17 protein-coding genes are annotated in these 24,791 nt (G+C 38.9%); 6 read left to right on the forward strand and 11 right to left on the reverse strand.

Annotated elements, in window-relative coordinates:
• Nucleotides 1-384 precede the first annotated feature (384 nt).
• The 6 genes from GQR52_RS04980 to GQR52_RS05005 form a co-directional block, all read right to left on the reverse strand.
• Complete coding sequence (locus GQR52_RS04980) at nucleotides 385-4,248, reverse strand: hypothetical protein (protein ID WP_165727657.1); 3,864 nt, start codon at nucleotides 4,246-4,248, stop codon at nucleotides 385-387.
• 294 nt (nucleotides 4,249-4,542) lie between these two features.
• Nucleotides 4,543-4,827: an addiction module antidote protein gene (locus GQR52_RS04985; protein ID WP_165727658.1), complete on the reverse strand. Its 285-nt coding sequence runs from the start codon at nucleotides 4,825-4,827 to the stop codon at nucleotides 4,543-4,545.
• 335 nt (nucleotides 4,828-5,162) lie between these two features.
• Complete coding sequence (gene gcvP, locus GQR52_RS04990) at nucleotides 5,163-8,054, reverse strand: aminomethyl-transferring glycine dehydrogenase (RefSeq protein ID WP_165727659.1); 2,892 nt, start codon at nucleotides 8,052-8,054, stop codon at nucleotides 5,163-5,165.
• Nucleotides 8,055-8,215: 161 nt separating this feature from the next.
• Nucleotides 8,216-8,605, reverse strand: coding sequence for a glycine cleavage system protein GcvH (gene gcvH, locus GQR52_RS04995; protein WP_165727660.1), 390 nt, complete (start codon nucleotides 8,603-8,605; stop codon nucleotides 8,216-8,218).
• Between the two features lie 73 nt (nucleotides 8,606-8,678).
• Nucleotides 8,679-9,761 carry a glycine cleavage system aminomethyltransferase GcvT gene (gcvT, locus tag GQR52_RS05000; protein WP_165727661.1) on the reverse strand — a complete coding sequence of 361 codons (1,083 nt, stop codon included), beginning with the start codon at nucleotides 9,759-9,761 and terminating at the stop codon, nucleotides 8,679-8,681.
• Between the two features lie 114 nt (nucleotides 9,762-9,875).
• Complete coding sequence (locus tag GQR52_RS05005) at nucleotides 9,876-10,475, reverse strand: hypothetical protein (protein WP_002958026.1); 600 nt, start codon at nucleotides 10,473-10,475, stop codon at nucleotides 9,876-9,878.
• Between the two features lie 126 nt (nucleotides 10,476-10,601).
• On the opposite strand from GQR52_RS05005, the gene GQR52_RS05010 reads away from it, so the two are divergent.
• A complete protein-coding gene (locus tag GQR52_RS05010) occupies nucleotides 10,602-11,453 on the forward strand; it encodes a LysR family transcriptional regulator (RefSeq protein WP_165727662.1) in 852 nt (283 codons plus the stop codon).
• Nucleotides 11,454-11,641: 188 nt separating this feature from the next.
• Entirely contained in the window at nucleotides 11,642-13,798 is a 2,157-nt protein-coding gene (locus tag GQR52_RS05015) for a TonB-dependent receptor (protein WP_165727663.1), read from the forward strand.
• A 416-nt stretch (nucleotides 13,799-14,214) separates the two neighbouring features.
• Here the strand turns inward: GQR52_RS05015 and rlmB are convergent, their stop codons facing one another.
• From rlmB to GQR52_RS05040, 5 genes are all read right to left on the reverse strand, one after another.
• Nucleotides 14,215-14,958 carry a 23S rRNA (guanosine(2251)-2'-O)-methyltransferase RlmB gene (gene rlmB, locus GQR52_RS05020; protein WP_007378377.1) on the reverse strand — a complete coding sequence of 248 codons (744 nt, stop codon included), beginning with the start codon at nucleotides 14,956-14,958 and terminating at the stop codon, nucleotides 14,215-14,217.
• A complete protein-coding gene (rnr, locus tag GQR52_RS05025; protein ID WP_165727664.1) occupies nucleotides 14,955-17,450 on the reverse strand; it encodes a ribonuclease R in 2,496 nt (831 codons plus the stop codon). The genes rlmB and rnr overlap by 4 nt, the downstream gene beginning before the upstream one ends.
• 409 nt (nucleotides 17,451-17,859) lie before the next feature.
• Nucleotides 17,860-18,594, reverse strand: coding sequence for an enoyl-CoA hydratase/isomerase family protein (locus GQR52_RS05030; RefSeq protein ID WP_165727665.1), 735 nt, complete (start codon nucleotides 18,592-18,594; stop codon nucleotides 17,860-17,862).
• 100 nt (nucleotides 18,595-18,694) lie between these two features.
• Nucleotides 18,695-19,309, reverse strand: coding sequence for a response regulator transcription factor (locus tag GQR52_RS05035; RefSeq protein WP_165727666.1), 615 nt, complete (start codon nucleotides 19,307-19,309; stop codon nucleotides 18,695-18,697).
• Nucleotides 19,306-20,409: a sensor histidine kinase gene (locus GQR52_RS05040; RefSeq protein ID WP_165727667.1), complete on the reverse strand. Its 1,104-nt coding sequence runs from the start codon at nucleotides 20,407-20,409 to the stop codon at nucleotides 19,306-19,308. Before GQR52_RS05040 ends, GQR52_RS05035 begins: the two co-directional genes overlap by 4 nt.
• 321 nt (nucleotides 20,410-20,730) lie before the next feature.
• On the opposite strand from GQR52_RS05040, the gene GQR52_RS05045 reads away from it, so the two are divergent.
• From GQR52_RS05045 to queG, 4 genes are all read left to right on the forward strand, one after another.
• The gene (locus GQR52_RS05045) at nucleotides 20,731-21,597 is read left to right on the forward strand and encodes a DMT family transporter (protein WP_007579930.1); all 867 of its coding nucleotides are present in this window, start codon (nucleotides 20,731-20,733) and stop codon (nucleotides 21,595-21,597) included.
• Nucleotides 21,594-22,298: a glycerophosphodiester phosphodiesterase family protein gene (locus GQR52_RS05050; RefSeq protein ID WP_165727668.1), complete on the forward strand. Its 705-nt coding sequence runs from the start codon at nucleotides 21,594-21,596 to the stop codon at nucleotides 22,296-22,298. The genes GQR52_RS05045 and GQR52_RS05050 overlap by 4 nt, the downstream gene beginning before the upstream one ends.
• 45 nt (nucleotides 22,299-22,343) lie before the next feature.
• Nucleotides 22,344-23,564: a methyl-accepting chemotaxis protein gene (locus tag GQR52_RS05055; RefSeq protein WP_165727669.1), complete on the forward strand. Its 1,221-nt coding sequence runs from the start codon at nucleotides 22,344-22,346 to the stop codon at nucleotides 23,562-23,564.
• Nucleotides 23,565-23,630: 66 nt separating this feature from the next.
• Nucleotides 23,631-24,764, forward strand: coding sequence for a tRNA epoxyqueuosine(34) reductase QueG (gene queG / locus GQR52_RS05060; RefSeq protein ID WP_121955309.1), 1,134 nt, complete (start codon nucleotides 23,631-23,633; stop codon nucleotides 24,762-24,764).
• Nucleotides 24,765-24,791 lie beyond the last annotated feature (27 nt).

Below are 24,791 nucleotides of genomic sequence, written 5' to 3' on the forward strand. Positions count from 1 at the left end.
GATATTTATAGTTTGGGCTGATACTGGTACTAAACGATGAACGAGGCGCAAACCAAGAGCCTTAATTTATATGGAGTTCTTTGTTCAAGCCACGGTGCATACTCACACAAATCGACGTCATTACTAGGTTCGTAGTCATATTTAAAGTGAGTTTAAAAATAATAAGAGCACTTGGTTTTTGAATAAAAAGGTCAAGGAGATAGAGCAGCCTGCTTGACAGGAGTTATCTAATGGGTGACGACTTTGGTTCTTCGAAAAGTTTGGTTATAAAATAAAGCTGAAAATTTTTTCAGAGGCACTCAAGCAATTAAATAAGGATTGCCATGAGTGCTTGTAGCTTATTAGCAATTGTGGGGATCCCTCAGGATTTGACCCCTTTGGTTTTCAAAATCGTAAATTAATCATCATATGATATATAACAATTGGTTTACGGTCCCTGTACCGTACCTCTTTAAAGTAATTCAAGTTCTGTGATTTTTCTATAGGTGTAATCAAATCATTTTGCGAAGCCGACTTTTTAAACCCTATATAATCTCGACTTTTTGTATCCTTATAATATTTATCACAAAGGTCTATAAAGTTAGTTACATCGCAATAAGCGATAATAAAAACAGGGCTAAGACTCTCCTGATCATACCCTACTATTTTATTCAAATGACTATTTATGACAGTTGTATCATTGGAAAATAATCGAAAAGCCTCCATTATCGCAATACGCTCGTTATTATTGCCACATAAGAAAAAGTCTATTTCGCCGGGGTTCTTACTATCAAGAGAACCTGAACGCCCACCTCGTTTTTGATCCCTACAGTTTAAGCCAATATAAGATAATCTGTGATCAAACAACGAAGTGACCCAATCGTTAATTGAATCCTCATTTATTATTCGATAAGAGTTTGGTGTATCACCCTTTACGAGTTTATTATTTAGATTATTTTTTCTAAGTTGTATTTCCTTCATGATAAGGCTTAATTGTTTATATAGAAAACTCTCTATTGTAGAGTTAGGCTCTTCAACTATTATTACAAGATCAGCCAATTTTTTAGATTTTATTTCATAATATCTCTGCCTTAACTCGTCACTAGTCCTTGGCTGGTTAGCAAGCATACTAGTCAAAGCAGATGCTCGTTTCGGCTCTATATCTTTTATAATTAACTCTTCTAATTCAGAGAGTTGAAAATCCGCTTCATCTCCCAACGAGGAAACATTATGATAACCCTTTAACTTTTCAAAGATAGATTGTGCTGAATAATGATCTCCTCTTAGCTTTAATGAATGGCAATAAGAAGTAGCTATTAATATGTTGTGCTGTTGATTTTTAGACAGTTTACTCCAAAGAGCATCAACACCACGAAGGTCATGCACTTTGACTAAACAATAAATCCAATTTGAAATTATATTAAAGTCTAGTTCATGAATATTTTCATCATTAAAAAACTCTAACCACTCATTTAACGCTCTTTTATATTCAACGTCGGTGCTTTCTTGATTTGTATCTAAGAACTTCAATCTTGAAGCAAAACGATTTCCGGCGTAGTAGCCGGTTCTCCACTGTCTATATAATCCATCGAAGTATCTATATGCTGCTTCTGGGTTTAAAGTAAAGAGTACTAAAGCGCTCATTTGCCTTCGAAAACGTTCGCAATTTGAAACTAAACTTTGCTGTATTTGATTTGTACGATTACTTTTAAAAGGAACGGCGGTTTTTCTAATTTCTTCTAATTTACCTTCATCACTCAAATTTGCATCATTAACGATTATTAATAGCCTGACTTTGAATTCATAGACTTTCCATTTATCTTGAAGCCTTAAAATTTCAAGAGAAGGTAATCTCTTATTTAAATAGCTGTCTTCATCTGACAATAGCGTTAGTCCCTTCTCTAACATAACTTTTGCAGTATCAACTTGACCAATACTACATGTAAAGTCCAATGATTCCTCTAGAGCTATGATACTTAACTTATCTAAAGTTTTATCTGAGGCAAAATCCCCTATATTTCTTAATAAGTCAGATTTTCGAGCTTCTCTTTTAAGTTGGCTATATAACTCTAATACTTTATTTAAGGGTACTTCATCCCTTAGAACTAAAGTAACTCTATTGAATTCGTCATCATTTAAATTATCAACAAATAGCGTGAACTGCCGCCACAATGGGTAGTCATATTGAGATTCGTAACCAAAGATTTCATAGTCTTCATCAGAAAAGCCAAAACTTTCCAATAAATTAAGAGCCTTTGAAATAATCATTGAATTGTAAGAATTTTTTCGATTTTCGGTATGTAAACCTAATAAAAGTTGAAAGTAGCTTCTAATTAAGTCTTTATTGCCATATCCAAAATCATTTGAATTAGAAATTTTGTTAGCCCACTTGTTTGGCTTTTCAATCAGACCTAAATACTCGGGAATATACTCATCATCAATCCGCCACCAAGGAAGATAATCAAACATTTTGTAAGCATTAATTCCGCTCTCTTTATTATCAATACAGGATTTGAAATATTCACAATATAAATCAACTACTATGTGCTGGGTTTGTTCAGAGATTTTCTTCCCGCCTAATAAGTTAAAATCTTGGGCTTTTTCTAATAACCAAAAGAGTAAATAAAACTTCCAAACAGGTAGGCTTCGCTCAAATTCTTCTTTATCATTTCCGATTTTTGACAATAAACAAACAGAAACATCTGAAATTTGTTCTGAAGTAAATTTACTCATTAAGATATCTAAACAGCCTTTTTTAGCATTCAACTCTCCAGCATAATTATTATGAATAGAATTTTTTGCCATTAATATGAGTAACTCAACAATGTCAGTAGAAGGGCTTGCTTCTCCCTCAACCAATGATCTATTGAAAAAATTCTTAGAATATATATCCATAAATTCATCGCATACAGCAGGAAAGTATTCTAAATAAAAAGAGTCATTCTCCTTATGGTGTAAGTTAAGACTATTGCTTAAAGGGTTATTTGCGAAAATATATAATGCAGTTGTGGCCGTTTCCTTTTTTGTTAGAAGATATAATAAATACTTAACTCCAGTACTATGTATACTACCATTTAATAACATGAACCTCAGTTCATGGCTTTCATTTGAGTTTTCAAATAATCTATCTAACCTGCCACAGCTATTTATACTAGAGCTATCGACATAAACGTCAGAATTAATGATTTTCGTCAAGGAGCTTGAATAAAAATTACTAGTGTCATTTACATAAAAGAGATTACGATATGAATCATAAAAAGCTAAATTTGAAATAGACATATTATTACTATTCGTAAATAAACTTTCTTTTATATCATCTAGGCTTTTAGCTGTTTTTGTTTCTTTATAAGAGTTTTGCTTTTTTGAATCTGAAGCGGTAAGGTTTATATCTATACTATATTCTGAGCGAATATCTAAAAAGACCCGTCGAATATCAGAGGAACATAGCCATTTATTATCTAACACAGACTTCGGGTGCTTTAATTGCTCATCAGAAGCGACCAAAAGCTCCAAGTATTCTAAATATACATACTGATGAGTGTAGCTAATAAAAGAAAAATTTAATTGACTCAAGTAATTATCAGAATAAACACGACATATTAACAACCATTTACTCATTAAATTTAATTGCTGCTGATTAAAACCAATTCTATAGCTACCTGCTTCTTCATCTTTCAAAGCAAGTTTATTAACTAACGAATCCCACAGGTATTCAGCTATTATATTTTTAAAATCATGCTCTAAAGTGTCTAAATGGTAATAACCATTTCTCTCTTTAAAGTCACTAATAATACAAGGTAATGACCTCTTTGCTAGAATTGATTCAGCTTTTTGTTTATCTATTTTAAAGTGAGGTTTAACGAAGCTTTCCCAACCAAATATAATATTACGAAGTAGATCTAGTGCTTCAAGTAAAGGCCGACACGATTCATCAATTTCATTTATTTCAGGAATACTTCTAACATGTACTTGGCAATAGTTAGCATAAAAGGTCACCGCTCCTAATTTTTCTAACGTAGCCAATTCTACATTTAAGTTTTTTTTGTATTCTTCTCCATTGTCTTTAGGCCAAGCTAATTCTCCAGAAAATAACTTAGCAACATTTTCCCTATTTAACTCAGGGGTTGCTATGTTTGAGTTTAAGAGAAGTTCAGCTATAACTTTACTTTTCAAAACCGAATCAAAATTGGATAGATACTCTTCATTTCGCTCAGTATGTTCTTCCCTAAATAACCTTAAAATTCTTCCTATATTTTCTGAATAATACATATTGAGTTTGTGTTCCGTTTTATTTTAATTAAATGTAAGAGCTAAAAGGCTCAAACTTTGACTTCATACACCAAGCTATCCAGAAGTTTTTCGAATTGTAATTTGACCTTATTATCTGTAATTATTAACTTATTCAGTCGGGATACTGCTGAATAATGCTTTACTTTAAAAGAATAAATAAACTCAGGCTTTGCACTTTTTCTAGCTTGATTTTAATAGATAAATTTACTTGACTGACCCAAATGACTTATCAGTAAGCCATAAATTTACAGATTCTGATTAGGAGGAAAGCTTTTAAACAATTTGGCTAGTTAAGCGAAAATTAAGTGCTTTCATCACTTTAAAAATAGTTTCCCAACGTGGCTTGGTTTTACCGTTAACTGCTTTATATAAGCTTTCACGGTTTAATCCCGTTGCTTTAGCAATATCACTCACGCCATGCTTTTTAACTAATAAGCCAAGTGCTTCAATAAAGGTATTTGGATCATCATCAGCTAAACACTCTTCTAAAAATGTATTAATTTCTTGCTGTGTTTCCATATAGTCAAACGGGTTAAAATCTGATGTTTGTAGCGCCATAATAATTACTCCAATTTATTCAACCTGCTAAATAAATGTAGCCTAAAAGCTACAAGCGCACAATGTTATTTATAACTTTTGGGCTATCGCCCGCGCGTCAGCAAGCTAAACGCCTACAATAAATAACACATACGCTTGGCTTTTGAGCGAGTAAGTATATTTGCGACTTGTTGAGTTTCGTTTCACTCATCCCAACCTACGCCATATTATTTATGGCTTATCGCTACACACAAAAAAGCCGTTGCATTGCTGCAACGGCTTTTATAATTTTGATAAATTTTCAAACTATAATGGGATTTACTACCCATTAAAGCTCAAAAAATTAGTCTCTGCTCTTAGTCGCGATAAGTCTCAACCGCTGGGCATGAACATACTAAGTTACGGTCGCCGTATACGTCATCAATACGAGTAACGGTTGGCCAAAACTTGTTTTTAGCTACTGCAGGCACTGGGAATGCAGCGTAAAAACGGTCGTATGCACGGTCCCATTCGTTACCTAACACGTCGCCTTGTGTATGCGGTGCAAACACTAGCGGGTTGTTTTCGATTGACCATTCGCCAGAGATTACTTTTTCAATTTCGCCTTTAATCGATACCATTGCTTCAATAAAGCGGTCAATCTCACCTTTTGATTCAGACTCAGTTGGCTCAATCATTAATGTACCAGCTACTGGGAACGACATAGTGGGTGAATGGAAGCCGTAATCTTGCAAGCGCTTAGCTACGTCCATTTCAGTAATGCCTGATTGCTCTTTAAGCGGGCGTAAGTCAACAATACATTCGTGAGCAACACGGTTGTTACGACCACGGTATAAAATTGGGAAGTGCTTGCTTAGCTCATGCGTTAAGTAGTTAGCATTAACGATAGCCATTTCAGTGGCTTGTTTTAAGCCCTCTGATCCCATCATGGTGATGTAAGCCCATGAAATAGGTAAAATAGCGGCTGAGCCGTAAGGCGCTGCCGATACCGCACCGTTACCGATGTTAGTACCTGGTACGTTAATTACGCTGTGGTTTGGCATAAATGGCGCAAGGTGCGATTTAACACCAATTGGGCCAACACCTGGACCACCGCCACCGTGTGGAATACAAAATGTTTTATGCAAGTTTAAGTGCGATACGTCTGAGCCAATAAAGCCTGGGCTTGTTACGCCAACTTGCGCGTTCATGTTTGCGCCGTCCATGTAAACTTGGCCGCCGTGCTCATGAATAATGTCACAAATTTCGCGAATTGTTTCTTCGTATACGCCGTGCGTAGACGGGTATGTGATCATGATGCACGATAAGTTTTCAGCAACTTCTTCAGCTTTCGCTTTTAAATCTGCCATGTCTACGTTACCGTTTTTGTCGCAGTTAACTACCACAATTTTCATGCTTGCCATTTGCGCTGATGCAGGGTTAGTACCGTGCGCAGAGCTTGGAATTAAACATACATTACGGTGTGCATCGCCGCGTGACTCGTGGTATTTACGAATCGCGATTAAGCCTGCGTATTCACCTTGCGCGCCAGAGTTTGGCTGAAGTGATACTGCATCGTAACCGGTAATGTTTACTAGCCAGTCGTGAAGCTCGCCAATCATTATTTGGTAACCTTCTGCTTGATCTAGCGGGCAGAATGGGTGAAGGTTTGCAAACTCAGGCCACGTAATTGGGATCATCTCAGCAGTCGCGTTTAGTTTCATGGTACATGAGCCTAACGAGATCATTGAGTGATTAAGCGATAAGTCTTTGCTTTCTAATCGCTTTATGTAGCGAAGCATGTCTGTTTCGCTGTGGTAGCTGTTAAAGTTTGGATGCGTTAGTACTTCGTCATCACGTACTAAACTTGCAGGAATTGACTCGCTGCCATTTGCTTCAACGTCGGCTGCAATAGCATCAACACTTAAGCCATGGCCTTCGCCTAAAATAATATCGAATAACTCAGCGATATCGGCACGTGTTGTTGTCTCTGATACCGAAATTGAGTACTCGCCTTCGTGGTTTGTTGCAAAGTTTACGCCTTTTGCAATTGCACGTGCTGTTACGTCGTTTTTGTTGTCGCTTACTACTGTTAGCGTATCAAACCAAGTATTGTGCTTAAGTGCGATGCCTTTAGCTTTAAGACCACTTGCTAAAATATCAGCAAAGCGATGTATACGCTGCGCGATAGTTTTTAAGCCTTGTGGGCCGTGGTACACCGCGTAAAACGCTGCCATGTTGGCAAGTAATACTTGCGCTGTACAAATGTTTGAGTTGGCTTTGTCGCGGCGAATGTGTTGTTCGCGCGTTTGCATTGCCATACGTAGTGCGTCGTTACCTAAACGGTCTTTAGATACACCAATAATACGACCTGGTAATGAACGTTTGTATGCGTCACGTGTTGCAAAAAATGCAGCATGTGGGCCGCCGTAACCCATAGGTACACCAAAACGCTGAGCCGAACCAAGTACTACGTCTGCGCCTAGTTTACCCGGTGCTTTTAATAGTAATAAACTCATTATGTCGGCAGCAACACAGGCAATGGCCTTTTTGCTTTGTACGCCAGCAATTAGGTCAGTTATATCTACCACTTCGCCTGATGTAGTTGGGTATTGGAACAATGCGCCAAAAATGTCGTGGTTAACGGCATCTTCTGCTTTACCTACAATTATTTCAAAACCAAACTGCTCGGCACGCGTTGTTACTACGTCGATTGTTTGTGTGTGTACGTCGTCAGCGATAAAAAAGGCATTGGCTTTTTTAGCTTTTGATACGCGTTTTGCAAGGCCCATAGCCTCTGCAGCGGCTGTTGATTCGTCAAGGAGTGATGCACTTGCTAAATCAAGACCGGTTAAATCTAGGGTCATAGTTTGGAAGTTTAATAATGATTCTAAACGCCCTTGTGCAATCTCTGGCTGATACGGTGTGTACGCTGTATACCAACCTGGATTTTCTAGTACGTTACGTAAAATTACGTGCGGTACGTTAGTTGGGTGGTAGCCTTGGCCAATGTACGATTTGAAAACTTTATTTTTGCTTGCTACAGATTTTAAGTAGCTTAGTGTTTCAACTTCAGTACGGCTTTCGCCAACTGTTAGCGGCTGTTCTAGACGAATGCTAGCCGGTACAGTTTGGTCAATGAGCTCTTGCACACTCGATACTTCTAAAGCACTTAGCATATCGCTTACTTGTGCTGGGCTTGGCCCAATATGGCGGCGAATAAAATCTTGCTTTTGCTCTAGTTCTTCAAGAGATTTGGCGTTTGACATGAATCCAGATTCCTATGATCCTAAATGCTAATGGGTAACTAGCATTAATTAAAATATTTGACGATTTAACAGTTCACTCAGTATGGGGTTGTGCGCTGTAAAATCATAAAAGCCCCATTTTTATACATTAAACGGGGCTTTTAGTTATCTTCAAAAAATGATTATTCTTCGTCGATAGTGTGCGAGTAACCTTCAGCGTCTAATAAGTTGTCTAGCTCAGACTCGTCAGATGCTTTAATACGGAATAACCAACCGTCGCCGTAAGCGTCGCTGTTTACTGTTTCAGGTGAATCTTCAAGCTCTTCGTTAATAGCAACAATTTCGCCACTGATAGGTGCGTAAATGTCTGATGCTGCTTTAACTGACTCTGCTACTGCACAGTCTTCGCCAGCGTCTACTTCGTCGCCAACTTCTGGTAATTCAACAAATACCATGTCGCCAAGAAGTTCTTGTGCATGCTCAGAAATACCAACAGTAAATGTACCGTCGCCTTCACTGCGAACCCACTCGTGTGAAGGTGCGTATTTTAACTCGCTAGGAATGTTGCTCATTTTATTTGTCCTTTGGTTTATATTGGGAGGATACCAATCGCAATAATTATTGTGATTGGTATAACCAAATTATTTAAATTATTGATTTACCGTTACGTACAAAGCTAGGCTTTACTACTTTAACGTTTACTAATTTTTTACGCATTTCTACTTGAGCTGTATCGCCTGTTGAACGTGGTACACGTGCAAGGGCTACACTAAAACCAAGTGTTGGTGAAAAAGTACCAGAAGTAATAATACCTATCCCACCGTCAACAATTACTTTAGAACCGCTACGCAAAACGCCTTTTTCTTCAAACACTAAGCCAACTAGTTTGTCAGTGCTTTTTTCTGCGCGTTGCTTAACAAGTACGTCACGGCCAATAAAGTCGCGATCTTCTGGTTCCCATGCAATGGTCCATGCCATGTTAGCTGCAAGTGGTGATACGCTTTCGTCCATATCTAGGCCGTAAAGGTTCATACCTGCTTCTAAACGTAGCGTGTCGCGTGCACCTAAACCAGCTGGCGCAACACCTGCATCTAGCAGTTGTTGCCATAAATAGGCTGCTTGGTCGTTCGGTACTACTATTTCGTAACCGTCTTCGCCAGTATAACCCGTTGTGGCAATAAATAAATCACCTACTTGAACGCCAAAAAACGGCTTCATACCTTCAACGGCTGCTTGTTGCTCAGCATTTAAAAGTGTGGCTGTTTTTGCTTTAGCGTTAGGACCTTGTACTGCAATCATTGCAAACTCTGGGCGCTCTGTAACTGTTACGTCAAAGTCGCTCGATACGTTAGCTAAATGTGCTAGGTCTTTTTCGCGCGTTGCTGAGTTAACAACCAGGCGGTAAAAAGTTTCGCTAAAGAAATAAATAATTAAGTCGTCTATTACACCGCCTTGCTCGTTAAGCATGCCTGTGTAAAGCGCTTTACCTGGTACGGTTAATTTTGCAACGTCGTTAGCTACTAGCTTACGTAAAAATGCTTGTGCTTGAGGCCCTTCAATATCAACAATAGTCATGTGTGATACATCAAACATGCCTGCGTCGGTGCGAACGGCATTGTGTTCTTCTATTTGTGAGCCGTAGTTGATTGGCATTTCCCAGCCATGAAAATCAACCATTTTTGCGCCCGCTTCTAGGTGCTTAGCATGTAGTACAGTTTTAGAAGTCATAACATTCCTTCACGTTTAAATTAACCCTGTTTAGGGCGTGGCTTAAATTAGTTTTTACTTAACCGTAACTAAAAACAGGTAAACATTGTTATGTTCACCTGTTGTTTGTATTCGTTATGCGGCTTCACTATGCATAAGTGCAAAACCTTGCGCTTGCATGTAGCTTTGCCATTTTTGTAATTCTTGTTGTTTAGCTACTAATACAAAGTGTTGTTCGTCGTTTTTATCAATGGCGGTAATAAATACATCACCACTTTGCGCACCGTAGCATAGTTGCGCGTCAGAAAGGCGCAAACCTGGTGTTAATTTAAAAGCATTTACTAGAGTATCAAACGCGTTGTCGCCACTTAAAATAAAGCTTGCTAGGTCGGTGCGTACTACATAATCAATATCAAAACGTAGCTGTTGCTCGTTTATAAGTGCTTGTAGTTGAAGGCTTGCGTTGTGTGGCAGTACAAATCTAAAGGCGGTTTCGCTAAAGTAATAAACAGCAAAGCTGTAGTCAGAATTATAGTCGCCATCAAGCGTGCCCTTTAAGCCTAAACCGCTGGCGGTAAGCTTCGTTAAATCAAGGCCTAAAATAGTGCTTAAAAATACACTGGTTTCGGTGCCACTAAAATCCATTACAACGTGATTGTTGTTAGTTTGCAAAGCGTTAGTAACCGCACTACTTGCGTTGCTGTGGCGGGCAAACATTATTGGGTTAAAAGTCATAACAAACACCTGTGTATTTTCGATTATAAAAGTATATTGCCCACGCCTATCAACAACAAATTGTAATTTTTTATCAATTGATAAATAATACTTATATATATAGCTATATAAATTGTAATTTTAAATATGAAAAACATATCAACCGACAGTTTACGTACTTTTGTGATGGTAGTTGAAATAGGTGGCTTTGCTAAAGCAGGCGATTTACTTGGCCTTTCGCAACCTGCAGTCAGTTTGCAAATAAAGCGCCTAGAAGACGTGCTTGGCTATAAACTATTTAAAAAACAAGGACAGCGCCAAGTATTAAACCAGTACGGCGAGCTATTATTGCCTATGGCAAAACAAATGATGCAACACAACGATGCTATTTTGCAGCAGTTCACATCAGAAAACATTGCGGGTAAAGTGCGCTTGGGTATTCCGAGCGAATTTGCAGCGCGTATTTTACCCTCAATTATTGGCGACTTTGTCGCGCTCTACCCTGAGGTGTCGTTAGAAGTTAAGTCGCGTTTAAGTAAACATTTACTTTCGGCCTCAAGGCAAGATCAGTTCGATTTAGTACTTGCGCTAAATGAGCGACTTAACTCTGATAAGTTTCCTATTTTTATGCAAGACGAACTGGTGTGGGTGGGCGACCTGTCACTTGCGCAAAACGACGTGGTTACGCTAGTTACCGCACCAGAGGGGTGTATTTATCGCCGCCGTGCAATTGATGCATTAAAAAGTGCGGGCATAAAATACCGAATTGTATATAGCAACGCCGATTTAACCGGCCTTATTGCGGCATTAAAAGAAGGCTTAGGTATTACGGTACTAGCTAAAAGCACAGTACCGAGTGAGCTTAACTATCAAGTTCAAACCAAACATTTACCCACGCTTGGTAATATTGGTATTAGTTTAATTAAAAGCTCGGGCGAATCTGACCATGCAGTAGACAAACTCGCGGAGTTTATAGCGCTACGTTTAGGTTATAGCTAATCAAAACTTTATAACGAGTAAAGCAATTACAAACTAATACAAAAGAAACAATTTAGTTAACAAAGTTGCATAAGTAGGTGCTTTTAGTTCTATTAAACTGAATAATTAAATACTTAATAACATTGATTCGTATTCGTTAACGTGTTCAAATTACGCCAATTAAGATAATTGACATGATTAGGAACACAATGAACCCTAAGTTTTTAGTATCTACCCTGGCAACTGCGGTTGCTTTGTCTTTTAATGCTACTGCAATAGCAAAAGACACCATCAATAAAGAACAACGCTTTGAACAAATTACTGTTATTGGCTCACAGCAAGCAATTAACGATATTCCGGGTTCGGCTACGTTTATTTCTGATGAAGAACTTCAAAAATTCAAATTTACTGATATTTCTCGCGTTTTAGCGTCTGTTCCGGGCGTTTACGTGCAAGAAGAAGACGGCTACGGCCTTCGCCCTAATATTGGTATGCGCGGTACAGGTACAGGCCGTAACGATAAAATATCGGTAATGGAAGACGGTGTATTAGTTGCACCAGCACCCTATTCAGCACCATCTGCTTACTACTTCCCTACAATGGGTCGTATGGAGTCTATTGAAGTATTAAAAGGCGCGGCATCAGTTAAGTACGGCCCGCGTACTACGGGTGGTGTTTTAAACTTACTTTCGCGCAGCTTACCAACTGAGCCAAATAGCTCAAAAGGTATGGTAGATGCAGCCCTTGGTAGCGACGGTTACTACAAAGGTCACGCTTACTTCGGTAAAGAAAAAAACAACACAGCAGGCTTAATTGAAGTATTTACTTACGGCGCAGACGGCTTTAAAGAGCTGCCAGTAGGCAATGACAACACCGGCTTTGAGAAAACAGATTTACTATTAAAGTTTGGCAATACGTTTGGTCAAAACGATGCGCATAATCTTGAGCTAAAAATTAAGTACTCTGACGAAACATCAGACGAAACTTACATGGGCTTAACAGACGAAGACTATCAAGAAAGTCCTTATCGTCGTTATGCTGCATCGCAAAACGATGAAATGAATACTCGCCATAACGCATACCAACTTAACTACGCGTACCGTTTTGGTGATGGCTATGAATTTTTAGCTACGGCTTACTTAAACGATTTTCATCGTAACTGGTATAAAGCCAGCAAAGTAAGCGAAAGCTACCTTGAACAATACAGCGATTTTGAAGCAAACCCAACAAGCGAAGGCATTGAAGGTATTGGTGTTAAAGCTAATAACCGCGATTACCAAGCTAAAGGTATTCAGTCTGAATTACATATTCCTGCAGGCGATCACTATGTGACTGTTGGTGTACGTTACCACGAAGACGAAATGGATCGTTTTCAATGGGAAGACAAATACACACTTAATCAAGACCTAAGCTTAACGCTTACAGAGCAAGGCGTTCCGGGCTCTGACAGCAACCGTGTAGATAGCGCAGAAGCAAGTACCTTGTTTATTCAAGACGAGTGGACAATTGATGCATTAGTAGTAAGTGCAGGTCTTCGTTATGAAGACATTACTATTACGCGTGAAGAGTGGTCTAAAACTGACCCAACACGCAGCAACGGTTTAACTAAAGATGTGTCGAACGACACTGAAATTTTAGTTCCGTCGTTAGGTGCTACTTATACGCTTAACGAAAACGTAACGCTACTTGCGGGCATTCAAAAAGGGTATGCACCAGCAGCACCTGGTAATGCAGACCAAGAAGAAGAAGAAAGTGTAAACATTGAGTTTGGCTCTCGCTTTAATATGGATGGCTTTAGCGGTGAAGTAATTGCCTTTTACTCTGACTACAGCAACATGCACGGTAACTGTACTGCAGCGGTTGGTTGTAGCGACGACAACATTGGCGACCAATACAACTACGGTGAAGTAGAAGTAGCGGGCTTTGAATTTAGTGCAGCACGTACGTTTGCAACTGATACAGCTATGTTCCCAGTTAAATTAACGTATACCTACACAGACTCTGAGTTTAAAAACGATTTTGATTCAGAAATTTGGGGCGCGGTAGAAAAAGGCGATGCAATGCCTTACGTACCAGAAAACCAAGTAGCGTTATCGCTCGGTGCTGAGTTTTCTGCATTTGTAGTTAACAGCCAAATACGTTACGTATCTGATGCGCACGCTAACTTAACTGAGTCGGGCTTAAACGCAATTGATAGCCGCGTAGTATGGGATTTAGCTGCTAAATACTTAATCGGTGAGAATCAAAAAGTATACCTAAGCGTTGATAATTTGTTTGATAAAACATACGTTGCTAACCGTTCAAACGGTGGCATTCAACCAGGTAAGCCGCGTACTGTACAAATGGGCTACACTTACTCATTCTAAATTAAAAGCTGGTTAAACGGTTCACTAACTACGTTAATAATTTTTTATGTAAGAACACTACACATCTAAATTATTGCCTTGTTATTAAACCGTTTCCCTGCGCTTTGTATAGGATAAGTGGTTCACTAACAGCGTTAATAATTTTTTATGTAAAAGCACTACACATCTAAATTATTGCCTTGTTATTAAACCGTTTACCTGCGCTTTGTATAGAATAAGTGGTTTATTAGCTGCTTTAAATAACTCATATAAGAACACTATATTTCGTTATTTTTGCCTTGCTGTAGAGCTATTCTCCTATCGCTATAATAAAGCATCAATTGATGTAAAGTTAAAAGCGTAAGTTACAGATACAAAAAAGCCGAGATTGAATTTCAATCTCGGCTTTTTAATACATAAAACTTATCGTTTATATATTAGTTATTTGCGTTACGTTGACGTAATACTTCAAACAAACAAATACCTGTGGCTACCGATACGTTTAAGCTTGAAACTGTACCCGCCATAGGGATTTTAACGAGCATATCGCAATGCTCACGCGTTAAGCGTCGCATGCCCTCGCCTTCTGCGCCCATAACAATAGCCATTGGGCCTGTTAAGCTTGCATCAAATACGTGGTTATCAGTTTCACCAGCAGTACCTACAACCCATACGCCTGCATCTTTAATTTCGCGAAGCGTACGTGCAAGGTTAGTCACTTGAATAAGCGGTACTGTTTCGGCTGCACCACAAGCAACTTTACGTGCTGTGCCGTTAAGCTTGGCAGAGCGATCTTTAGGTACAATTATAGCGTGAACACCAGCAGCGTCTGCACTACGTAGGCATGCGCCTAAGTTATGCGGATCGGTAATACCATCAAGCACAAGTAAAAACGGTGTGTCTTCACGAGCGATGATCGCATCAAGATCTTTTTCGTTAAACGTTGGCGCTGCTTTTACGTTGGCAATAATACCTTGATGCTGCTCACCCTTTGATTTGCTATCAAGGGCTTTACGCTGCATAAACTGTACTGAAATACCAAACTTACGTGCTTCATCAATAATCGGAGTTGAGCGTTTGTCGTCACGACCTTTAAGGGCGTAAATTTCTACAAAGCGCTCTGGCTCGCTTTCTAAAATTGCTTCAACAGAGTGAAAGCCAAAAATTAATTCATTACTCACGTATTATCTGCTCCTGGGCTAGTACTTTTACGGGCATTTTTGCCAGCTCTTTTAGGCTTTTTAACTGCCTTCTTTTTCGGCTTTTTCTTTACGGCAGTGTCTGCTGCTTTTTTATCTGCGGGTTTAGTTGCAGACTTATTTGCAGGCTTGCCTTTATCTTTATTTGCTGGCTTTTTTTTACCTTTTGGTTTGTCATCGCTGTGCGACTTTTTACCCGGTACTTTGCCTGCTTTTAATTGCGAACGCACACTTGCTGGCGCATGCTCAGATTTACCTGAACCTTTTTTTGGCGCACGACGACGTGAGTATCTGTCTTGTGCAACATCGCCTTTAAGCGTTAAGTTGATACGACGGTCGTCTAAACTAACCGACGCAACTTTTACTGTTACTTTATCGCCAAGGCGATAAACTTTGTGAGAGTGCTCACCTATTAGGGTGTGCTTTGCAGCATCATGCGCAAAAAACTCGTCGCCTAAATTAGTAACATGAATAAGCCCATCAATTTGTAAATCGTCTAAACGAATAAACAAACCAAAGTTAGTGACCGATGAAATAACACCGTCAAACTCGTCACCTACGTGATCTTGCATAAACTCACATTTAAGCCAATCGGCAACTTCGCGAGTTGCATCATCGGCGCGGCGCTCTGTGGTAGAACACTGCTCACCAAGTTGATCAACTTCGTCGTCGGTATAAGCGTATTCGCCAGACGTTTGCTGACCTTGTGCTTTTATTACTGCTTTAATAGCACGATGTACTACTAAATCTGGGTAACGACGTATTGGCGATGTAAAGTGCGCATAAGCCGATAACGCTAAACCAAAGTGACCAATGTTATCTGGCTGATATACAGCTTGTTTCATTGAACGCAGTAGCATAGTTTGAATAAGCTCGGCTTCTGGGCGGTCACCTAGTCGCGCTAATACTTGGGTTATTTCTTTTGGTGTTGGCTCGTCGCTTAATGTGCTTTGAATACCTAACTCGCCTAAAAACTTAGTAAAGTTACCTAGTTTTTCGCTGTCTGGTTCGTCATGCACGCGATAAAGCGCGCTTGCTTCGTGCTTTTCAAGAATTTTAGCCGCCGATACGTTGGCTAAAATCATACATTCTTCAATCAGTTTGTGCGCATCGTTACGAATAACAGGCACTATTGATTCTATTTTACGCTGAGCGTTAAATACAAAACGTGTTTCTAGGGTTTCAAACTCAATGGCACCACGGTCTTGGCGTGCTGCTTTAAGTGCCATATACATTTGCTGTAAGTCAGTTAAATGTGGCACTACGGCTGAGTATTCTTCGCGTAGTTTTTCGTCGTTTTGTAAAATGGCATTTACTTTGGTGTAAGTTAAACGTGCATGCGAGTTCATTATCGCTTCGTAAAACTTATAGCCCGAAAGTTTACCCGCGCTCGATACGGTCATTTCGGCAACCATACATAAGCGATCTACTTTTGGATTAAGCGAACATAATCCGTTAGAAAGCACTTTTGGTAGCATCGGAATTACTTGCTCAGGGAAATACACTGAGTTACCACGCAAAATTGCTTCTTTGTTAAGCGGCGTGTTCATTCCTACGTAATGCGATACATCGGCAATAGCAACCCATAAGCGCCAGCCACCCGATTTTTTAGGTTCACAGTACACGGCGTCATCAAAGTCGCGAGCGTCTTCGCCATCAATAGTTACAAGTGGTAAGTCACGTAAATCTACGCGGCCTTTTTTGTCAGCGTCTTCAACAAACTCACCTAGGTGAGCAACCTGTGCTTCAACTTCTTCAGGCCATACATGTGGAATATCGTGATTGCGCAGTGCGACTTCAATTTCCATACCTGGGGCTAAATGCTCACCAAGTACATCAATAATTTTACCTACCGCGTTCATGTTGCGGCTTGGATTTTGAGTGATTTTAACCTGCACCATTTGGTTATGGCGGGCACCGTTTTCGTTGCCTGGTAAAATCATTATATCTTGCGTTATGCGCGGGTCTTCGGCTACCACAACGGCAACACCATGCTCTACAAAGTAACGGCCAACAATTGGCGCGCGCTCGTTAGTAAGCACTTTTATAATACGTGCATCGCATTTTGAGCCAGAGCCACGTTTAGTGCCTTTAGCTAGTACAATGTCGCCATGTAACACCATATTCATTTGGTGCTTAGCAATAAACCAATCTTTACTCTCGCCTTCAACTTCTAAAAAGCCAAAACCGTCTCTGTGGCCTATTACTTTGCCTTTGGTTAAACCGGCTTCGTCAATTAGGGCATAGCATTTAAATTTATTAAAATACAGCTGTCCGTCACGCTCCATAGCGCGAAGGCGGCGTTTAAATGCTATTTGGCGTTCGTCATCGTTTACTGCTAGTTCTTCACATAATTGCGCGTAGTTAGCAGGCTTTGAACGCTCTTGAAGGTGAGTAAGTATAAACTCACGACTAGGGACTGGGTTTTCGTACTTTTCTTGTTCTCGACTGAGATTTGGATCTTGGTTTGACATTCACTATCTTGTTAGTTGGTTATGTAGGTATTTTAACCCATATAGTTATAATGAGACAGGTAAAAGCGATTAAACTTTTAAGAAAGCACTTTTACCTTGCTGTTTATCTTGCTGTATAGTTTAAAAATCTAGCGCAATGGGGCTTAACGACCCCTTAACTGCAAAGTGTTTAGCCATATCGTAGTAATGCTAAAACCCTTTCGCGCTATTATAACCTGAGCTCTGGCTAATAAATCTATCTCGAGCAGCTATTTTCAGCGCTAACAGCGTTGAATATACTTGCAATAGGCCAGCTATTGACGCGTAAATTCGCCTTGTTTTCACTGAAAATCTCTGGCTAGAGAAAATAAATTTAAATATCAACATGATTCAATACGTTAGTAAATCTCTTAACCAGAGTTCAGGTTATTTATTTTTTTTGTAGGTTTTTCCAGAGCAGTTTGCTTATATTATCAATAAAGCTTGGGTCTTCTTCTTTCATTGTAAGCAAAATTTGCTTATTCATTTGTGATTTATTTTGAGCGTAAATCCAGCGGTTTTTATTAAACTGCTGGGCAAACTCAAGTGCACCCGCTTGTAGTTCGTCGTTATTTGCAAACACAGCTTCAACCACTTTATTGTCTAGCAACTGCTGTGCACCAACACGCTCTCCTGACATAGCTAAACGATTAAAGAATGTTTGCGAAATAGCTTTATTAATTATAGGAAACATCGACGGTACAAACGGCACCATTACATCCACTTCAGGAAAACAAAAGAAGCCTTTATCTGACTTCATAAATCTAAAATCGCACGCACACGCAAGCACAGCACCATTGCCATAGGTATGCCCGTTTAACGCAGCAATAATAGGCATAGGAAAAGTAACTATGCGCTTAAACAAGTCACTTATTTGAATCATAAAGTCAGAAATAGCTGCAGGTAAAATACTTGGATTGGACATCCATTGAAGGTCGATGCCTAATGACCAGTTTTTGTCACTCGAGGACGTTAAAATAACTGACTTAATATTTTGATCTGCCTCAATGTGGTCAAGATGTAAATTAAACTCAGCCACAAACGCTGGATTGTGGCGGTTTTCAGCGGTATTCATAGTGAGTATTGCAGTACTATTTTTAGTTATTAGTTCTATTAGATTTGCCATTAAACCCTCTTTTAACGCTTTTTAAGCTAACTTTAAGCACTGTTCGTTACTTTTATAAGTAACATAGTAATACTTTGCTTATAATTTATAAACCCACTATTTAAAGCCATCCTTTTTGTTTAGCTATACGCGCAGCATCTATGCGGTTAGTGGCGTTTAATTTTGCAATGGCGTCTGATAGATAATTACGTGTGGTGCCTTCGCTTATAAATAACTGCTTGGCTATTTCGCTTGTTTTAAGGCCATCGCTTGCAAGTTTAAGTGCTTTGCGTTCTTTATCGGTAAGTGGATCTGCGTCGTCAAATGCATTAATAGCAAGCTCTGGATCAATTACCTTTTGCCCCTGCATTACTTTTTTAAGGGCATTTATTAGATCTTCACTGGGTGCTTCTTTTAGTATAAACCCTTTAACACCCGAACTTAATGAGCGTCTTATGTAACCAGCGCGAGAAAACGTGGTCATAATAACCATTTTTATAGCGGGAAACTTAGCAGCTATTTTTTCGCTGAGCTCTATACCATTCATGGTTGGCATTTCTATATCGGTTAAAATTATATCTGGCAGTAAATCACTATCAAGCGCCTCAATTGCATTAAGTGCATCTTGCCCGTTACTTGCTTGCCCAATTATCTCTATATTAAAATCGAGACTTAATAGTGCTGCGATTGCATCACGAACAAGCGCTTGATCTTCCACTAAATACACTCTGATCATTGTAAATCCTTAGCTGAAATTGGTAGCATTACATTTAAAGTAAAAATATCGCCACAGGTAAATGTTGCACTGCCATTGAGTTGCTCTGCTCGCTCTTTAATACCATTTAGGCCATTGCCCGAATTTAATGTAGAGCACGGTGCACGATCAATAACGGTAATGAGTAGCTGCTGCGCTGTTTGTTCTATATTTATTTCGCAATTTTTTGTGCTGCTATGACGTAGCAAATTGGTAACGGCTTCTTTAATTATAAGGCCTGCGATGCCCTCTACTTTAGCGGGTAGAGTATTTAAAACTACATTAAATGAAACGTTAAAGTCTTGTTCTATTAATCTTTGTTTTAACTGTGCTACTTGGCTAACAAGGTTAAGCTGTTTTAAATCACTAACGGCGCTTCTTACATCACTGAGTAACTGCCTTGCCAGATCGGCCACTTGTGCAATTTCGCTATTTGCTTGAGCGTAACGCTCACCTTGGTTTAATTTATTTGCAAGCTCAGCTTTTAAAGCAATAGATGACAGTGAGTGACCTAAAATATCGTGCAAGTCGCGGGCTATCCGTTCACGCTCAGCAATTGCTGCTAATTGCTCTAATTGGTTAGCGCTTTCTTGCTCACGTTTTTTGTACAGGCTCTCTCTTTTAGCTGCAATACCGTAACTAAATAAGGCTGCACATAAAATCAAAGCAACGGCTAAAAAGTATTGAACCTTCCCTATATCACCAATATATGCGCTTAATAAAACCGTAGATATAATCGCGAGTGCAGCATAAATTCTTTGATGGTAGTTGTATGCATAGCCTGCTACGTAGGCTGCAAAGCCAAATAAAGTAGGAGTACCTGTGGTGTAAAAAGTAGCGCAAAAACAAATTAATAGCATGGCTACAAACAACTTGGTCACCCCTGCACTTTTGCAGTTTATTGCTTTTACATATAAAAGAATAAAAGCAACATAAAAGGCTAAAGACATCGTTATTTGGTTAGCAGTAAAGCTCGCAAAATTAATTATTAATGGGAGTAAATAAAAGCCTGTAAAAATTAAATGCCCATATTTCCAAAAACCTTTATCACTTTGTTGAGAAAAGGAGTTAAGCGAGCTCATACAAATACCTCTGGCATATTATTTTTACTTATAGGACTATTTTTATTAATAAATAACATAAAAATGCAGAGCAGCATAAAGCAATCTGCATAAGTGATCGTGAAACTTAACGTCTCTAGTACTTCATTAATAGCTAAGCTGATTAGAATTAAAGAATTCATAATTATCCCCTGTTGAGTAAGGTAACTATGCCAGCGTACAAAAATAATAAGAGTGTGAAGTGTCATCAACTTTTATGACATTTGTCATGCGATAAAAAAATTCATCTTAAGAGTTTTTAAGCAATGTTAATATGTTCAAAAAGTACAACAAGGAAACTAAATGCAATCTCAGCAGCAAAGTTTAATTTATTTGCACATAGCGGTATTACTTTTTGGCGGAACCGCTTTATTTGCCAAGCTTATTGGTTTAAATGCTTTAGATATTACCGTTTACAGAACTGCAATTGCAGGAATGGCTATTTTAGCCATGCTGTATTTTCAAAAAAAACAAATTAAACTAAACAAGCCTAAAGACTACCTTATTGCATTATTTTTAGGTGTTGCGGTGGGTATTCACTGGGTAACCTATTTTGCTGGTATGCAAATGGCCGGTATAACAATTGGGATGTTGGCATTTTTTAGCTACCCCGTAATGACGGTATTTTTAGAGCCCTTATTTAATAAAAGCAGGCCAAAAGCAAAAGATATAATAAGTGCAGCGGTGGTTGTTTTAGGGATTTACCTGTTAGTCCCAAGTGCAAATTTAGGCGACGATGTAACCTTAGGTGTAATAACTGGTGTTATATCGGCATTGTTTTTTTCAATCAGAAACATTACCCATAAGCGCTACTTTAGCCAATATGGTGGCCCGCAAACGATGTTTTATCAAACCTTAGTGGCAAGCATTATGCTGTGCGCATTTATAGAAGTGCCGGTATATGAGGTTAGTAATCACGACCTAATTTTAATTGCCATAGCGGGTGTTATTTTTACAGCTACACCGCACTCGTTATTTGCAGCAAGTTTAAAGCATTTATCAGCGGCAACTGCGGGGTTAATTTCTTGCTTACAACCACTTTATGGCACCATACTGGCTATAGTAATTATTCATGAACGTCCTACTGTTATGACGTTAGTTGGTGGAGCACTTATTGTTAGTGCCGCTTGTTTTGAAACGTGGTCAATCACTAAAAAGGCTCGACAATGAAAGTATTTGCACACCGTGGTGCCAGTGGGGATTTTCCTGAAAACACCAAAAGCGCTATTTTAGAAGCGTTAAAAGTAGGTGTTGATGGTATTGAAGTAGATATTCAAAGTTCCATCGATGATTACATGATAATACACGACTCATGGCTCGATAGAACCACCAGCGGTAAAGGTAGGGTGAGTAACTTTACGGCACATGAACTCTCTAAACTTGATGCTGGAAATGGTGAAAAAATTCCCACTCTTCAGCAGTTGTTTGATTGGAATAATAATAAATCTTTATTAAATATTGAGCTTAAACATACATTTGAACTAGAAAGGTTTGTGGCTCAACTTGAAGAAAACATTGAAGCTAACAAAATATCGAAAGCAAATATTTTAGTATCATCGTTTGATCATCATCAACTACAGTGGCTTAAAAGCAAGCTACCATGGCTTAAAATAGGCGCCCTTACTTCTTCTATTCCAATTAACTATGCAAAGTTTGCAAGTGATTTAAACGCTTATAGCGTACATGCAGATAAAACCTTTATAAATAAGGCTTTTGCCGATGATGCAAAAAAAAGAGGCTTAAAGATTTATGCTTATACGGTCGATAGAGAACAAGATATAGCGCTAATGCTTGAGTATGGCATAGACGGAATTTTTACAAATTACCCAGCGCGAACCAAAGCTTACTTGTTATCGTTACAAAAAAGCTAACTTACACCTCCCTAACTAAAATAAGAATCGTAGGGCTTAAGCATAATGAGTAGTTTTATGAAAATTTATAACTATATAGAGCAAACATTCTTTTTTACGTTAACGCGTAAAATAGTCGGTAATTTAAGTTTTGTATTATTGTTCCAAGCAATTACGTTATTTTGGCTGCATCAGAGCTTAAGCGAACAACAGCAAAGTACAGGGCTATTTTGGCTGCTTACGCTTGTTATTATATCTGGTTTTATTTTTACTCTTTTTTATATGCGTTTTTTAATTGTTCGCCCTGTTACTGCTATGCGCGATACTTTGATAAAAATAAACCAACAAGATGCAAATTTAGCAGCAAAACTTCCCCACTTTTCGTATGACGAATTTAAAGATTTAAGTTCACAATATAATATATTTACTGCCCATTTAAGTGAGTTACTCAGCACAACATATAACAGTGCTCAAGCTAGTGCACACAGTAATATACAAGTCACCGAATCGATGAAAAATACTGAGCAATCAAGTGAGCAACAAATACAGTTAAGCCACAGTATTATTAATGCCAGTATGCAAATAACCCAAAGCTTACAAAACATAGTAAATAATACAGATAGCGTGCATAACGTTAATAATGAACACCTTAACTTTGTAAAACTATCTGCATCAGAGCTCGCAGCTTTAGTAAAGCAGGTTAAACTTATTACTAATATCCTAGGTAGCTTTTCAAATACAATTGCGGGACTGAAAGAGAACAGTGAAAACATTCGCAGTATTTTAAAAATGGTTGAAGAGTTTTCTGATCAAACCAATTTGTTAGCCCTTAACGCCGCAATAGAAGCAGCTAGAGCGGGTGAAGCTGGCAGAGGATTTGCCGTAGTTGCAGACGAAGTACGCACACTTTCAATAAAGGTAAGTGGCGCAACTAGGCAAATAAGCGACTTTATTACTCAAATGAATGAGCTAGTAAATGAAACAAATAAAGAGTCAGAGCAATTAATGACTCACTCCAATAATGCACAAAGCTCAATTAGTGCAACCTCCGAGGGTTTTACAAAAATGCTTAGTGAGTTTGAGCACAACCAACAGCAACTACAACAAATAGCCAGTGCTGTACATATGCTTGAGGGCACTCAAACTAATACTCACCAATCGGTAGAGCAAATAGTAGCTTTAGGTGAGCAAGCTAAACAGCAAATAGATACGGCATTAGCCGATAGCGAGCAATCTCAACAATTAAGCTTACAAACCCAACAACAGTTAAAGCGCTTCGTGCGCTAAGAAGCGTTTTCGGGCTCGGAGAAATATGGTAAATTACGCAGCTATTAATTTAAGTGTGTGAAGTGTGTGAGCAACCCTACCCCAGACTATGAAAAATTAGCCCTACAAATAAAAACCTGGGGGCAAGAGCTTGGTTTTAGCGAAGTAGGTATTACTGATATTGACCTATCTAAGCACGAAGCCCAATTGCAACGCTGGCTTGATGCTGGCTACCACGGCTCGATGGATTATATGGCTGCTCACGGCATGAAACGCGCTCGCCCTGCTGAATTAGTACCAGGTACACAGCGTGTTATATCCGTAAAAATGAATTATCTCCCTCCCGATGCTGGCTTTGCAAAAACCTTAAAAAATAAAGAAAAAGCATACATAAGTCGTTATGCACTGGGTCGTGATTACCATAAATTAATGCGTAATCGTTTAAAAAAACTTGGCCAAAAAATAGAGCAAGAAATTGGCGAATATGGCTTTAGGCCATTTGTAGATTCAGCCCCGGTACTTGAGCGTCAACTTGCCGAAAAAGCCGGTTTAGGGTGGCGTGGTAAGCATTCGTTATTAATTAATCAAGAAGCAGGATCGTGGTTTTTTTTAGGCGAACTATTTATTGATTTACCTCTACCAATAGATGCAGAGAACACGTTTGAAGGCTGCGGAAAATGTGTTGCTTGTATTACTCTTTGCCCAACAGGTGCAATTGTAGAGCCTTACGTTGTTGATGCACGTAAATGCATATCGTACTTAACGATAGAACACCAAGGCCCCATACCCGAACAATACCGAACTTTATTAGGCAACCGTATCTATGGTTGTGATGATTGCCAGTTGGTATGCCCTTGGAATCGTTATGGACAAATAACGGATGAAAATGATTTTCATCCTCGTACTCAATTAAAAAATAAAGATTTACTTGAGCTATTTGCTTGGGATGAGCCTACATTTTTAAAAAATACCGAAGGCAGCCCTATTCGCCGCATAGGTCACGAACGTTGGTTACGTAATATAGCGGTCGGTTTAGGTAATGCAGAGTTTAGCCCGGCTATTATTCATGCTTTACAAGATAAAAGCCAAATATCCAGCGAGCTTGTTTTAGAACATATTGAATGGGCGCTTGCTCAACAAAACGATAAACAACGATTACAAATTCGTAAAACGGCTAGGTTAATCAGAATCGTAGAAAAAGGCTTACCCAGAGATGCATAATGCAGTTGGAGTAAGCCTTAAAGTAAC

The organism is Pseudoalteromonas sp. 31A1, from assembly GCF_011378815.1.
In the GTDB taxonomy this organism is placed as follows: Bacteria; Pseudomonadota; Gammaproteobacteria; order Enterobacterales; family Alteromonadaceae; genus Pseudoalteromonas; species Pseudoalteromonas arctica.